This is a genomic window from Halomicrobium sp. HArcht3-1, assembly GCF_058933345.1.
The window spans coordinates 12659-26632 of sequence record NZ_JBZYDM010000002.1 but is presented as its reverse complement, the minus strand read 5'-3'; the positions used below and the strand labels follow the sequence as shown (position 1 = coordinate 26632).

The window sequence follows — 13974 nt, the reverse complement described above, 5'->3', positions numbered from 1 at the left end:
CGGTCACAGGCCACGGTATGGATCTCGAACTCGACGGCAACGTCGCACTGTGTACCGCAGCGACCAGCGGTCTCGGTCTCGCCAGCGCGACCGCACTCGCCCGTGAAGGCGCGCACGTCGCCGTGTGTGGCCGCACGCAGGAACGCCTCGACGCGGCCCGCGAGCAACTCGAAGCGACCGGCGACGGTGAGGTCCTCGCGGTCGAAGCCGACATCACCGACCGGGACCACGTCGAAGCGTTCGTCGCCGAGACCGTCGACGAACTCGGTGGGCTGGACCACGTCGTCACCAGCGCCGGGGGTCCCGCAAGCGGGGACTTCCTCTCGACGACGGAGCGAGACTGGTATCAGGCCTACGACGTGCTCGTGATGAGCGCGGTCTGGACGACGCGGTTTGCCTACCCCCACCTCAAGGAGTCCGACGCCGGCACCGTCGTCAACATCACGTCCCGCTCGGTCCGGGAGGTCATCGACGACCTCGTGCTCTCGAACGCCGTCCGCCGGGCCGTCATCGGCCTGATGAAGACCCAGTCCCGCGAGTTCGCACCCGAGGTCCGGGTCAACGCCGTCCTCCCCGGCGCACACGAGACGCCGCGGATCCGGGAACTGATCGAAGACGCGGTCGAGCGGGGCGAATACGAAGATTACGAGGAGGGCCGCGAGCAGTGGTCCGACGCGCCGCTTGGCCGCATTGCAGACCCCCGGGAGTGTGGCGACGTGGTCGCGTTCCTCTCCAGTGCTCGCGCTTCCTATGTCACCGGGACAGCTCTCCCCATCGACGGCGGGTCGATGCGGAGCTAGCCCGCTCACCACGGGTCAGCGACGCTCGACCTCGTCGATCCCGCCGACGGTCACCTCGCTGGCGACGCTCTGCCAGAGGACGATCCCGAGTGCCGTGACCGCGACGATCGCCGTCACGAGATACCCCGTGGAGCCGACCGCATAGAGGTCGCCGGGGAAGAAAAACGACAATGCGAGCAGCCCGACGGCCGAAAACCCCACGAGTAGCGGGACGACGATCAGCCAGAACTGCCGAGCCATGCCTGCCATAGCTTCCCATACAGAGGGGCTTTTGAAGATACTTTCGCCGACTTCCACTGGAGAACCATTCCGTTACTAACCATTCTGGGCGGTGAGGCGGCCGTTCAGAAGTGGCCGTCCTCGCGCAACCGGGCCACGACCTCGCGCACGCGCTGGGCTTGTTCGACCGGTGCGACCAGCGTCCGGTCGCCGAAACTGGCGACGACGAGGTCGGCGACGCCGACGAGGCTGACGTGGCCGTCCGTCGCGACGACGTTGTCGTCGGCGTCGACCGTGATGGCCTCCCCCAGCACAGCGTTGCCGTCCGCGTCGGTCGGCAGGTGGCGAGCGAGTGCGTCCCACGCGCCCAGATCGTCCCACTCGAAGTCGGCCGGGACGACCGCCACGTCGTCGGCCCGTTCGAGGACCGCGTAGTCGACGCTGACGCCATCGACGGCGCCAAAGCCCGCTTCGGGGTCGCCCTCGTCGAGTGCATCGACGAGCGGCCCCAAGGGGGAGTCCCGTGCCGCCGACAGCAACGCCGTCGGCGTCCACGCGAACATCCCCGCGTTCCAGTAGTAGCCCCGGTCGACGTACTCGCTGGCGGTCGCTGCGTCGGGCTTCTCGTGAAAGCTGGCGACCGTCTCGTAGTCCGCTCCGCTGGCCGTCTCGCGTGTCTCGCCGGGCTCGATGTACCCATAGCCCGTCTCCGCTCGGGTCGGCTCGACGCCCATCGTCACTAGCCCCCCCGTTTCCACTGCGACGCGGGCCGCCTGCTCGGCGACGGTGTGAAAGCCCGCGCCGACGACGTGGTCGCTGGGCAGGACCAACAGGACACAGTCGCCGACCTGCTCGCGGATTCGGTGCGCGCCGTAGACCAGCGCCGGCCCGGTGTCTTTCGCTGCCGGCTCGGTCAGGACGGCCGCCTCTGGCGCGTGCTCGTGCATCTCGTCGGCGAAGGACTCGCGCGTGAGGACGTACGTCTCGTCGGCGAACGCCGCGCGGTCGACTGTCTCGGCCAGCAGGGATCGATCGCTCCCGAACGACTGGAACTGCTTGGGCCGGTCCGAGCGGCTGGCCGGATAGAGCCGCGTCCCGGTTCCCCCGGCGAGGATCAGGGCGACGATGGGGCGATCCATGCACGGGGTTGGACGGGCTTCCTTCTCAAGGTTTCGCGTCTCGCCAGTCGTGGGTCCCGCGTAGGCGGTCGCTTCGACCCCGAAGTCGCCGTGTACCTTTGTCCGATGCCCTCCTCCCGTCGAGTGCGGACAGCGCGGTGGTAGTGTAGCGGAACACGTGGCCCTTCCACGGCTAAGCCGGAGGTTCGAGTCCTCCCCGCCGCATTCTTCTCGACTTGGGTTCTGCCGGATCGAGCACAGTACGAGGTCGCAGACACGCTTCTCTCTTGACCGCCGAAACGACTGGTGTGTCTTGGGCGCTTATTGAGTGGGTAACTCTCTCAGTTGTGTGTCGGAACGAATGCCAGATAGTGACTGCGAGCGTGACCGCCAACTGAACGCCCTCGGCTCGCTGGACGATTCTGTGCGGGATATCCTCACTGCGTTCGGATAGTGCCCACACAGAATCGCCCAGACGCGCCTCGCCCGTTCATTCCGCCAGGAGAGCAAGCTCTCCTGAGCCTGCGTTCACTTCGTTCACGCAGACGCCAGGACCGCACTGCATAGCACCGCAGCCACACACCTCCCCAACCGATTCACTCACTCGCTATCGCTCGGTCACTCATCCACTGGAAGACTCGCTTCGCTCGACTTCCGAGCCTTCCTTCGCTCCGCTCAGGAAGACCTCGCACAGTTTCGTCGCGTCACAAGGACGCAACAGCGCGCGCCACTGCCGTCTGGTCAGTGGTTCGGTTGTACTGACCGACAAGCATTCGCGCGAACGAGCGGTCCGAAGGACCCGGCAGTTCGTGCGATTCCCCGAACGCGAGCCGCGGCTCGCGTTCGGCCTTTTTCACCCATGTTTTTGCGCGAGGGTTCCCGCAGCGAGCCACAGGCTCGCGAGGAAACCCGAAGCGGAAAAAGATGGTTTACCAGGTCTCGACACTGCCTTCCTGCACGTCCTCGGCACAGCCCTGGCAGTCGGGGTGGTCGGGGTCGAAGCAGGCAGGACGAGCGTGGTCGTCGAGGCGGACGGCCCGCCGTTCGGCGTAGCGCCGGCAGACGATGCGGGCCTTCCCGTCGTCTGTCTGGGGGAGGTCGGCGAGCGCCGAGCGCTTGGCGTCGGTGTAGGCTCGCTTGGCATCCTCGATCTGGCGACCGGCAGAGCGGAGCGTCGACCGCATCAACTGCTGAAAGAGGCTCGTCCGGTCGTCGTCGGCCATACGGGCTGTACTGGCTCGCCCGTCAAGAATCTTCTCGGGCGTGGCCGCTCGTGAGGCAGTCCACTTTCACTTTGGTTGACGAGGGTTTATATACCGAGACGACCAACCGTCGATTGTCTCCCATCGAAAACACGCGGAGACAGAGAACGCAATGACAGATTTGCATACCCCTGCGACAGAGATTCACGAGCAGTTCGAGGACCAGCTAGACCTCAGTGTCGACGAAATCGAGGAGCGTCTGGAGACGCTCGTCGAGGAGTACAAGGTGCCACTGAGCGAGGCCCGCCGCAGCGTCGTCAACACGTACTTAGACGAGGCCGGCATGGAGCGCGATCAGCTATCGGGCGGTGGCGGTAACGAGGAAGTCGACATCGCCGACATCGACGCGCCCGAGGAGTGGGTCGACGTGACCGGCAAGGTCGTCGAACTGTGGGACGCCACGGCCGACGCCGTTGCCCAGGTCGGCCTGCTGGGCGACGAGACCGGGACGATCAAGTTCACCAAGTGGTCGAAATCCGACCTCCCGGAACTCGAAGAAGGCACGGTGTACAGCCTGCGCAACGTCGTCACCGACGAGTATCAGGGTCGATTTTCGATCAAACTCAATCGGACGACCACGATCGAAGAACTCGACGCGGACCTCGAAGTCGGCGACGACGCCGTCGAGGTCGAGGGTGCGCTGGTCGACATCCAGTCGGGCAGCGGCCTGATCAAGCGCTGCCCCGAGGAGGACTGTACCCGCGTCCTCCAGAACGGCCGGTGTAACGAACACGGCGAGGTCGAAGGCGAGTTCGACCTCCGGATCAAGGGCGTGCTGGACGACGGTGAGGAGGTCACCGAGGTCATCTTCAACGAGGAGGCGACCGAGGAACTGACCGGTATCTCCCTTGCCGAGGGCAAGGAGATGGCGATGGACGCACTCGACACGACCGTCGTGGCCGACGAGATGCGCCAGAAGGTGCTCGGGCGGTACTACCGCGTCACCGGGCCGACGCTTGGCCGCTACGTGCTGGCGAACGAACAGGAGCGACTAGACGGACCAGTCGATGCCGAAGCGATGCTGATCAAAGCGAGGTCGATCTAGATGGCTGCAACACCTACCCGCGAAGTCGCCCGCCGCGTCTTCGCCCGCGAGTTCAACGATGCGAGTTACACGTTCAAGGAGTCCGACGACGAGCGCGCCCCCGTCTACGTCCTGCTACCGACGGGCGAGCGGGCCAACCGCGTGTTCCTCGTTGGGACACTGACCGAGACCGAGGACGTTGGCGAAGACAGCGAGTACTGGCAGGGACGGGTCGTCGACCCCAACGGCGACACGTTCTTCATGTACGCCGGGCAGTACCAGCCAGACGCCGCGTCGATGCTGCGCGAACTCGAACCGCCGGCCTACGTCGCCGTCGTCGGCAAGCCCCGGACCTACGAGACCGACGACGGTGAGGTCAACGTCTCCGTCCGCCCCGAGTCGATCTCACGGGTCGACGAGGCGACGCGTGACCGCTGGGTCGTCGAGACGGCCGAGCGAACCCTCGATCGGATTCAGGCGTTCGAGGACGCCGAGGATGGTGCCGAGATGGACGAGTACGTCCAGATGGCGAACGAGCAGTACGAGCTACCGGTCGAGAACTACCGCCGGGCCGCCGTCGGTGCGCTCGAAAGTCTCGAAGACGAGCAGCGAGACGCGCCAGAAGCCTAGCGAGTGGCGCGTCTCGGAAACGGCAGACAGCAGAGCGACACGCGAGCAGCGAGAGATAGCCCGAGCTGAGCAGTCGCGCAGCCACGGGACCACTGACGGCCAGTCCGCTTTCTTTCGGCGCTTCGCCAGCCGTGCGAGCGTCTGACAAACGATTAAGTACGATGAACTGATACAGTAACACAACGATGAGTAACAAGAACAAGACCATCTCGTTCCGGGTTAGCCAGGAGAAGTTCGAGACGCTCCGTGGCATCGCAGAGGAACGAGACATCTCACTCTCTGCGGTCTTCCGGGACTACGTCGACCTGCTCGTGGCCCACGACGGCCAGGTCGAGGTCGTGCCCGAACACGAACTCAACGAGGCCACCAGCAGCGAGTCGACGACAGAAAGCTTCCCGCCGAAAGTCGAGGTGCCAAAGAGCTTCGTCCGGGAACACGAGCGACTGGAACTGGAAGCCGACCACCTGCGCGAACAACTGGAAGAACACAAACGCTACGTCACCCAGCTTCGCCAGCAACTGGACGAACACGATCAGGAAGACATCGTCCAGCTAGAGGATCTGGACGGCGAAGACGACGAGGACGCCTCCTACCGCATCGGCAGTTTCGACGACCTCGATTGAGCCGTCGGTCGCCGACCGCCCGCGCTGTCTCAGACTAATTCGTCTCTGCTCTCTCTGGCCTGTTGTGCCACGTCCGGCTGTCCATCCACGTCCGCCAGTGCCTCGACTGCCTCCAGCGTGCGGACCGAGTCGTCGAGAAAGGAAAGTACGTCTCCGGGGTAGGCATACAGCATGTACTCGTCGCCCATCACGTCGACGATGGCGTCGGGACCCAGCCCTTCGGCGCGCAGTTCCAGCAGGTACTGGACGAACTTCTCTTCGGGGCAGCCACAGTGGGGGTTGGCCTGACAGTCGCAATCCAAGAAGTCCTCGGCGAAATCGAGCACCCGGTCCTGAGTGGCGTCGTTGAGCTTTGCCAGCCCCTCGCCCTGAAAGAGGATGTCCAGCGTCGCGCCCTTGAACGCCCCCTTCGGGAACGAGGTCTCGATCTGTGAGACCAACTGCCGGTGGTTCTTGATGTAGATTTTGTCCGTGATGGCCACGATTGCTGTCGTATAGGGGTGTGGCGTGTAAAAGCGTCTCGAAGAGCGTCCGGAGTCGTAACGTATATGAGTTCCAGCGGGATATCTAAGAATGCCTCATCCGTGTCCGGGTTGGGGTAGTGGCATCCTACAGCCTTGTGGTGGCTGTGAGGCGGGTTCAATTCTCGCACCCGGACTTACATCAAATTTCATATAGTACTGTGTATGCGATCGTCCGCTGTGTGATTTTACTTCCACTGAGCGTGGCTCAGCTATAAATACTGTCCCGGACACACTCGTATTTATGTCTGAACACGAGTGTCCGACCTGCGGGAGAGTGTTCGATAGCCGGCGCGGATTGGGCGTCCATCACAGTCACGCTCACGACAAACAGCTACCAAACCGGACCTGTGCAGGCTGTGGCGAAGACTTCTATTCCGAATACGACAAGAAGTACTGTTCCGACGACTGCCACGACGAGTGCGTTTCGTACACTGGCTCTGACAACCCGAATTATCGAGACGCCAAAGAAGAGAGTTCCTGTGAAATCTGTGGCACAGTGTTCGAGTACTATCCCAGCGCGAAACCCGGAAAGTTCTGCTCGGCGTGTGTCGAATCGGAGTCGTGGCGCACACCGCTGGACATCGATGGCGAAAACAACCCTCGCTGGAACGGTGGGAAAGTCTCACTCTCGTGTGACGAATGCGGCACACAGATCGAGCGACATCCTACCCGGATCACAGGCGAAGTGACCCTGTGCAGTCGTGAGTGTCATGCATCGTGGCTCTCAGACGCCTTCACTGGTGACGGTCACCCAAACTGGGAGGGTGGCACCGTTGGCCCGTACGGAAAGGGCTGGAACAGGGTCCGGGAGGCCGCACTCGAACGCGACGGCCACGAGTGCGTGCTGTGCGGGACGACGGCCGACGAACTCGGTCGGAACCCGGACGTACATCACATCGTTCCCGTTCGCGCGTTCGTCGAGACGCCGGTCCTCACAGAGCAAGACGCCCATACGCTCGATAACGTCGTGTCACTGTGTCCGGCGTGTCATCGGCGGGCGGAATTCGGGCAGGTCTCACGCGAAGAACTGCGGTGGCGGACGGGAACCGGTCGCCGCGCTGGCGCTCACGTCTGTGGTTCGAAGACGGTCGCTTCGCCCTCGTCGTCGGCCTTGTAGTTCGGGTTCGATTTGATGATCGTCAGGGCGGTCATGATGTCCGTCCTCGTCAGCAGGCCGACGAATTCGTCGTCGTCGTCGAGGACGATCAGGCGACCGACGTTGTTGCCCTCTAGTTCGGTGAGTGCGGTCATCACGTCCTCGTCGGGTGCGACGGCGATGAGTTCTGTCGTCATCACGTCGGCGACGGTGTAGGCCTCGCGTTCGACCTCCCGGACGGCGCGGGCGTCTTCTAGCGTGACGAGACCGACGATTTCGTCGTTCCGTTCGACCGGGTAGCCCGTGTGGCGCTCGCGGAACATCGTCTGGATCAGTTCGCGCACGCTCGTGTCGGGGTCGACCGTCGTCACGCGGTCGGCGTCGGTCATCACGTCGGCGACGGTGATCCCCTCGAAGGCGGCGCGCATGACGGTCTGGCGGGACTCGCCGGCCGCGCCGATGTAGATGAAGAATGCCAGTCCGATCAGGAGTGGGTTGAACGGTGGAAAGAGTCCGAACAGCGCCAGCAGGATCGCGAACGCTTTCCCGACCTCGGCGGCGATCTCGGTGGCTCGTGCGTATGGATTGTTTCTGGCGAGCAGGGCACGGAGAATGCGTCCACCGTCCATCGGGAAGCCCGGCAGCATGTTGAACACGGCCAGCGCGACGTTCATGAGCGCGAGATAGCCCAGCACGAACTGGACGGCGGCCGCCGCCGTCGAACCCGTGGGGACGAGCGCGGGGACTGTCAGGAAGCCCGCCAGCGAGACGGTGCCGACGAGGACGCTCACGATGGGGCCGGCGATGGCGATGAAAAACTCCTGTTGCCAGTCTTCGGGCATCTCGTCTAGCTGTGCGATCCCCCCGAACAGCCACAGCGTGATCGACTCGATCGGGTAGCCATAGCGCATCGCCACGAGCGAGTGGCCCAGTTCGTGGAGGACGACGCCGACGAACAGGCCGACGGCGGCCGCGATCCCCAGCACCCAGGGGAGAGCGTCGGTCGTCAGCACGGCCGCGTCGAGGTCCCCACCGAACTGATTGAGCAACTCGACCGTCGGTTCGACCTGTGAGCCGATGATCCACGCGAACAGCGGCAACACCAGCAGGAAGGTGAGATCCAACTGGATCGGGATGCCAAAGGCACTGCCGATGCGGAATCGTCGCATACGAGTGGGTAATCGGGGGAGGGGCTTCAAGCCCTCGGCGCGAGGTGAGTCGTTTCCGTACCGACGTGGACGCACCTGCGCGTTCCAGTGGACTGTCTAGATCCCGAGCCACTCGTCGTTACGGACTTCGTACCCGTTGGATCGACAGAATTTGGCTGCCTCCCGGCGTACTGCTCGCGACCCCGGGAGTGTCTCGTCGTCGTGGAGCTGGTCGATGATCCAGTCACGGACGACGGGAATCCCTTCGTCGTCGTCGACCGCGTCGATCGCTTTGAGTTCCCGGAACGTCTTCTCGTAGGCCTCGCGCTGGGACTCGGTGAGCGATTCGCGTGGATACGACTCGGTGGCTTCGACGATCCGTTTCATCGCCGCGGCGATGGTCGGTCGCTGAATGCGCACCCGGACGGCGGCGGGAGAGTCGAACTGTTCTTCGTCCGTGTCGGGGACGAGTTCCGCGATGGCGTAGCGCCCGACCTCGGACTCGATCGTCTCGTCGCCGACGGTCGCGACGACCTCGGCACCTGTCGCGGGGAACGCGAGCGAGTCGAGTTCTGTCTCGAAGAGTTCGAGCGTCGTCTCGTCGACCGGTGGCTCTGTTTCGTCCATGCGTTCGAGCGATGCGACGATGTCACGTTCTCGCTGGCGTCTGTCGGCATCACGTGCTTGCTTGTCTCGGCCGTTTTTGTCGTCTGCCATCACTAAATGTTGGATTGCCAACCTGATAACGCTGTGGTCGACGCCGCTGGCCCCGGCCGGACAGACGGCACCGGCGTCGTTGATCACGGACGATTCGCGCTCCGTGAGGTGGGAACTCCGCCTCCCGCCCGGTCGACTGACCGATACAGGACGGGGACCCGTCGATGCGATCCTCATCGCTACCAGTCCGCACTGCTTGCGATACCGCCACGAAGAGTCCGAACCGCTGAAATACTTCAGTCACGTTTCCTTCGATGTGTCTCAGCAGGTCGGCCGTGTCGATACACTGTTCGTCCACGAACACGGCGACGACTACCGCGTCGTCGTCGAGCGAGACGGTGGGCGCGTGTTCCACGGCATTCTCGAACTCAAGCAGACCGACGCCGGCCCGCGCCCGCGCCGGCTACGGATCAAGCAGGGCGCGAGCGAGGACCTCCGTAGCCCCGACCAGTTCGTCGAACTGGCCCGTCGAGCGTCGCGCATCCGCATCTCTGAGCAGACCTCCAAGCGGGGGCGCGACGAGATCCGCGAGATGCTCGATGGCTATCAGCTCTCGGCGAAGGTCGTGCGGACCTGCCGGTACTGTGCGTCCAGTGGCTACTACTCGCCGATCACGAGCGAGACGGCCATCGCCGCCGACGACGAGTTCATCTGCCCGGACTGTGCTCGACAGGAACTGGACCGCGAACTCGCCTTGAACGGCGGTCTCACCAGCGACGCACAGGCCCGCCTCGAAGACCTCCTGCTGGAGGTACAGGACCTCGACCGCATCGAGAACCTCCTCGCGGGCGAACTCGATCCCGACCTAACGAAGTTCGACGAGATTTCGGCGACGGTCGACGACATCGACCTCGTGCCGGTGGACTCACTGTCGCTCCACCCCGGCATCCAGCAACACCTCGAAGGTCGCTTCGACACCTTGCTCCCGGTCCAGAGTCTCGCCGTCGAGAACGGCGCGACCGACGGCGAGGACCAGCTGGTCGTCAGTGCAACGGCGACCGGGAAGACGCTCATCGGCGAGATGGCCGGGTTAGACCGGGTGCTCAACGGCAAGGGGAAGATGCTGTTTCTCGTCCCGCTGGTCGCGCTGGCGAACCAGAAGTACGAGTCGTTCAAAGAGCGCTACGGCGACATGGTCGACGTGTCACTTCGGGTCGGATCGAGCCGGATCGACGGCGACGGCAACCGCTTCGATCCCGGCGCGGACGTGATCGTCGGGACCTACGAGGGGATCGACCACGCGCTACGGACCGGCAAGGATCTGGGCGACATCGGCACCGTCGTCATCGACGAGGTCCACACGCTGGGTGAAGGCGAGCGCGGCCACCGTCTCGACGGCCTGATCTCGCGGTTGAAGTACTACTGCGAGGAAAACGTCGGTCTCGACGGCACCCAGTGGATCTACCTCTCGGCGACGGTCGGCAACGCCAGCGACCTCGCGAAGAAGCTTCGGGCCAACCTCGTCGAGTTCGAGGAACGGCCAGTGCCCATCGAACGCCACGTCACCTTCGCGGACAATCAAGAGAAGACCCGGATCGAGAACAAACTCGTCCGGCGCGCGTTCGACACCAAATCGAGCAAGGGCTACCGGGGTCAGACGATCATCTTCACCAACTCCCGGCGGCGCTGTCACGAGATTTCCCGCAAACTGGAGTACGATTCGGCACCGTATCACGCCGGACTGGACACCAAGCGTCGCAAGCGCGTCGAACAGCAGTTCGCCGATCAGGACCTCGCCGCGGTCGTCACCACGGCGGCACTCGCCGCGGGGGTCGACTTCCCGGCCTCGCAGGTGATCTTCGACACGCTCGCGATGGGGATCGAGTGGCTGTCGGTCCAGGAGTTCAGCCAGATGCTCGGGCGCGCCGGCCGCCCGGACTACCACGACAAAGGGACAGTGTACCTGCTCGTCGAACCGGACACCTCCTATCACAACAGCATGGAGATGACCGAGGACGAGGTGGCGTTCAAGCTCCTCAAGGGCGAGATGGAGCCGGTCATCACCCAGTACGACGAGGCCGCCGCCGTCGAGGAGACGCTGGCTAACGTCACCGTCGCCGGGGATCAGGCCAAACGACTCAACGACCGCATGATCGGCGAAGTCCCGACCAAGCACGCGCTGGGCAAACTCCTCCAGTACGACTTTATCGACGGACTCGAACCGACACCGCTCGGTCGTGCGGTCACGCGCTTCTTCCTCGATCCCGACCAGTCGTTCGCCATTCTGGACGGGGTACGGAAAGGACTGCATCCGTACGAAATCGTCGCGGAGATGGAGCTGCGAGAAAACAGAGCGTAACGAGACGCCTTCTCGTCCGGAACCCGGAATCCCTATCCTTTTCATTCCGCGAGTCCCCCCACCCTGACGTGACACTGCCACCCATCACGCCCGGCATGGCGTTCGTGTTCGCACTCGTGGCTGGCGCGCTCGTGCTGTTCGCGACAGAGCGCGTCCCCGTCGACGTGACGGCCATCGGTGTGATGGTAGCACTCTTGCTCGTCGAGCCAGCCACGACCGTCCTCGTCGATTTCGGCGTGCTGGCCGAACCGATCGCCGTCCTCCACCGACTCGGTGACGGTGTCAATCCGACCGGTGTCGGACTCTCGGGCTTTGCCTCCGCGGCGACGATCACCGTCCTCGCGATGTTCATCCTCTCTGCCGGCGTCCAGCGGACCGGTGTCATCCAGATCCTCGGTGCGAAAGTCGGTGCCCTGACCGGCGATAGCGAAACCAAACAGCTCGGTGCGACCGTCGGGATCGTCGGCCCGATCTCCGGATTCATCAACAACACCGCGGCGGTCGCAATCTTGCTCCCGATGGTGACCGATCTCGCACACAAGGGCAAGACGTCCCCGTCGAAGCTCCTGATGCCGTTGTCGTTTGCCTCGATGTTCGGTGGCACGCTCACGCTGATCGGCACTTCGACGAACATCCTCGCCAGCGAACTCGCCGGTCGGCTGGCGGTCGACAACCCCGCCCGCTACGGCGCGCTCCACGAGTTCTCGATGTTCGAGTTCACCCAGTTAGGCCTGATCTTACTCGTCGTCGGTTCGCTGTACCTGCTGACGATCGGGCGCTGGCTCGTCCCCGCCCGGATCAAGCCAGAGGGCGACCTCACCCAGGAGTTCGAGATGGCCGACTACCTCACCGAGGTCGTCGTCCGCGAGGACTCGCCCATCGTCGGCCAGACCATCCACGAGGCCCTCGAAGAGACCGAGTTCGACATCGACCTCGTCCAGCTGATCCGGGACCGGCGCACCTTCCTCGAACCGCTGGGTCCGAAGGTGATTCAGGCCGGCGACGTGTTCGCGCTCCGAACGGACCGTGACACGCTCGTCGAGTTACTCGACGCCGAGGGGCTGGACGTGGTGCCGGATGTGACCGTCGACGAGACCGAACTCGAACTGCCAGAGGAACGCCAGAACCTCGTCGAAGTGGTGATCGCACCCGGATCCTCGCTCGTCGGCGAGTCGCTGGCCTCGACGAACTTCCGCCAGCGCTACGACGCGACCGTCCTCGCCCTGCGGCGCGGCGGCGAACTCATCCGCCAGCGCATGGACCGCACCAACCTCCGGGTGGGGGACACCCTGCTCGTCCAGGGGACCGCCGACAACGTCGACCGCCTGAACAACAACCCCAGCTTCATCGTGGCACAGGAGGTCGAACGGCCGGACTTCCGCAAATCGAAGATTCCCGTCGCCGTCGGCATCGTCGCCGCCGTCGTCGGCGTGGCCGCTCTGACCCCCGTCCCCATCGTCGTCTCGGCGCTCGCGGGCGCGCTGGCGATGATCCTCACCGGCTGCCTGCGCCCACCTGAGGTGTACGACGCCGTCCAGTGGGACGTGATCTTCCTCCTGGCTGGGGTCATCCCGCTCGGCCTCGCGCTCGAAGCGACCGGCGGCGCGGAGCTGATCGCCGACCTGCTCGTGATGGCCGCACCCGCGCTGCCCGCCATCGTCGTCCTCGGCCTGATGTACGTCGTCACGGCGCTCCTGACCAACATCATCTCGAACAACGCCAGCGTCGTCCTCATGATCCCCGTCGCCGCCGAAGCAGCGGTCCAGCTCGGGGCCAACCCCTTCGCCTTCGTGCTCGCGGTCACCTTCGCCGCCTCGACGGCCTTCATGACGCCCGTGGGCTACCAGACCAATCTCTTCGTCTACGGTCCCGGCGGCTACCGATTCACGGACTACGTGAAGGTCGGCGCGCCGCTACAGGCGATCTTCGCCGTCGTGACGACGCTCGGCATCGCCGCCCTCTGGGGCCTGACGCCCTGACACTATCCCGACTGCGTGACACTCTCTGTCGATCCGTCCCCGCAACGAAACCCTTTACTCTCTGACCGATCCATCTCTGTGTACGGGATCGTGGGTTAGCCTGGTATACTTCGGGCCTTGGGTGCCCGTGACCCCGGTTCAAATCCGGGCGATCCCATTTACTTTGCGACGAGCGACACCGCGAGTCGCAAATAAAAGACGACGCGCGGATTTGAGCCTTGGAAGTCACGCGCAACGAGCGAAGCGAGTGAGCATGTCTTCCTCTGGTTCACAATCTCGGGCGATCCCATCCACCTTTTTCATCGTCGCCCTTCCTCGCGAGCCTGCAGCTCGGTGCGGTGAGGGCTCCTCGAAAAACGTGGTCTCACTGAGCGAAGCGAAGTGAGGCTCGGAAGTCGAGCACAGCGAGTCTTCCGGTGGCGAAAAAGACCCTCCGAGTCGCGCTTCGCGCGCTCGGAGTGAAACGCCTCGCTTCGCTCGGCGTATGCTTGCCGCTACGGTCTCTTTCGAGACAGAGGCGTGAAGTCGGAGGCGG

The 13974-nt window shown here is 64.1% G+C and carries 14 protein-coding genes and 2 tRNA genes; 9 read left to right on the top strand and 7 right to left on the bottom strand.

What is annotated here, in order from left to right:
• Positions 1-17: 17 nt before the first annotated feature.
• Complete coding sequence (locus AC5FRW_RS03170) at positions 18-800, top strand: SDR family oxidoreductase (protein ID WP_493566978.1); 783 nt, start codon at positions 18-20, stop codon at positions 798-800.
• A 15-nt stretch (positions 801-815) separates the two neighbouring features.
• Here AC5FRW_RS03170 and AC5FRW_RS03165 read toward each other — a convergent pair whose 3' ends face one another.
• Positions 816-1049 carry a hypothetical protein gene (locus AC5FRW_RS03165; RefSeq protein WP_493566977.1) on the bottom strand — a complete coding sequence of 78 codons (234 nt, stop codon included), beginning with the start codon at positions 1047-1049 and terminating at the stop codon, positions 816-818.
• 95 nt (positions 1050-1144) lie between these two features.
• Complete coding sequence (locus AC5FRW_RS03160) at positions 1145-2158, bottom strand: mannose-1-phosphate guanylyltransferase (protein WP_493566976.1); 1014 nt, start codon at positions 2156-2158, stop codon at positions 1145-1147.
• A gap of 134 nt (positions 2159-2292) precedes the next feature.
• On the opposite strand from AC5FRW_RS03160, the gene AC5FRW_RS03155 reads away from it, so the two are divergent.
• Positions 2293-2362 (top strand) — tRNA-Gly (locus AC5FRW_RS03155).
• Positions 2363-3066: 704 nt separating this feature from the next.
• Here the strand turns inward: AC5FRW_RS03155 and AC5FRW_RS03150 are convergent.
• A complete protein-coding gene (locus AC5FRW_RS03150) occupies positions 3067-3360 on the bottom strand; it encodes a DUF7091 family protein (RefSeq protein WP_493566975.1) in 294 nt (97 codons plus the stop codon).
• A 151-nt stretch (positions 3361-3511) separates the two neighbouring features.
• On the opposite strand from AC5FRW_RS03150, the gene AC5FRW_RS03145 reads away from it, so the two are divergent.
• The 3 genes from AC5FRW_RS03145 to AC5FRW_RS03135 all read left to right on the top strand — a co-directional run bounded on the left by AC5FRW_RS03145 (position 3512) and on the right by AC5FRW_RS03135 (position 5676).
• A complete protein-coding gene (locus AC5FRW_RS03145; RefSeq protein WP_493566974.1) occupies positions 3512-4444 on the top strand; it encodes a replication factor A in 933 nt (310 codons plus the stop codon).
• Positions 4445-5053, top strand: coding sequence for an RPA family protein (locus tag AC5FRW_RS03140; protein WP_493566973.1), 609 nt, complete (start codon positions 4445-4447; stop codon positions 5051-5053). It begins immediately after the preceding gene.
• A 185-nt stretch (positions 5054-5238) separates the two neighbouring features.
• A complete protein-coding gene (locus tag AC5FRW_RS03135) occupies positions 5239-5676 on the top strand; it encodes a DUF8146 domain-containing protein (RefSeq protein ID WP_493566972.1) in 438 nt (145 codons plus the stop codon).
• 29 nt (positions 5677-5705) lie between these two features.
• On the opposite strand, the gene AC5FRW_RS03130 is transcribed toward AC5FRW_RS03135, so the two are convergent.
• Together AC5FRW_RS03130 and AC5FRW_RS03125 are read right to left on the bottom strand one after the other, a co-directional pair.
• Entirely contained in the window at positions 5706-6158 is a 453-nt protein-coding gene (locus AC5FRW_RS03130; protein WP_493566971.1) for a DUF5814 domain-containing protein, read from the bottom strand.
• Positions 6159-6924: 766 nt separating this feature from the next.
• Positions 6925-7152 (bottom strand): hypothetical protein, encoded by a 228-nt coding sequence (locus AC5FRW_RS03125; protein ID WP_493567385.1) that lies wholly within the window; start codon positions 7150-7152, stop codon positions 6925-6927.
• On the opposite strand from AC5FRW_RS03125, the gene AC5FRW_RS03120 reads away from it, so the two are divergent.
• The gene (locus tag AC5FRW_RS03120) at positions 7042-7317 is read left to right on the top strand and encodes an HNH endonuclease (protein WP_493567373.1); all 276 of its coding nucleotides are present in this window, start codon (positions 7042-7044) and stop codon (positions 7315-7317) included. The genes AC5FRW_RS03125 and AC5FRW_RS03120 overlap by 111 nt on opposite strands.
• Here the strand turns inward: AC5FRW_RS03120 and AC5FRW_RS03115 are convergent.
• Together AC5FRW_RS03115 and AC5FRW_RS03110 are read right to left on the bottom strand one after the other, a co-directional pair.
• Positions 7266-8465, bottom strand: a complete 1200-nt coding sequence (locus AC5FRW_RS03115) for a site-2 protease family protein (protein WP_493566970.1) — start codon at positions 8463-8465, stop codon at positions 7266-7268. The genes AC5FRW_RS03120 and AC5FRW_RS03115 overlap by 52 nt on opposite strands.
• Positions 8466-8561: 96 nt before the next feature.
• The gene (locus AC5FRW_RS03110) at positions 8562-9161 is read right to left on the bottom strand and encodes a DUF5789 family protein (RefSeq protein ID WP_493566969.1); all 600 of its coding nucleotides are present in this window, start codon (positions 9159-9161) and stop codon (positions 8562-8564) included.
• A gap of 256 nt (positions 9162-9417) precedes the next feature.
• Between AC5FRW_RS03110 and AC5FRW_RS03105 the strand changes: the two genes are divergently transcribed.
• From AC5FRW_RS03105 to AC5FRW_RS03095, 3 genes are all read left to right on the top strand, one after another.
• Positions 9418-11460 carry a DEAD/DEAH box helicase gene (locus tag AC5FRW_RS03105; RefSeq protein ID WP_493566968.1) on the top strand — a complete coding sequence of 681 codons (2043 nt, stop codon included), beginning with the start codon at positions 9418-9420 and terminating at the stop codon, positions 11458-11460.
• Positions 11461-11555: 95 nt separating this feature from the next.
• Positions 11556-13439, top strand: a complete 1884-nt coding sequence (locus AC5FRW_RS03100; protein WP_493567372.1) for an SLC13 family permease — start codon at positions 11556-11558, stop codon at positions 13437-13439.
• Positions 13440-13523: 84 nt separating this feature from the next.
• Positions 13524-13596, top strand: a tRNA-Pro gene (locus AC5FRW_RS03095).
• The last annotated feature ends 378 nt before the right edge of the window (positions 13597-13974 follow it).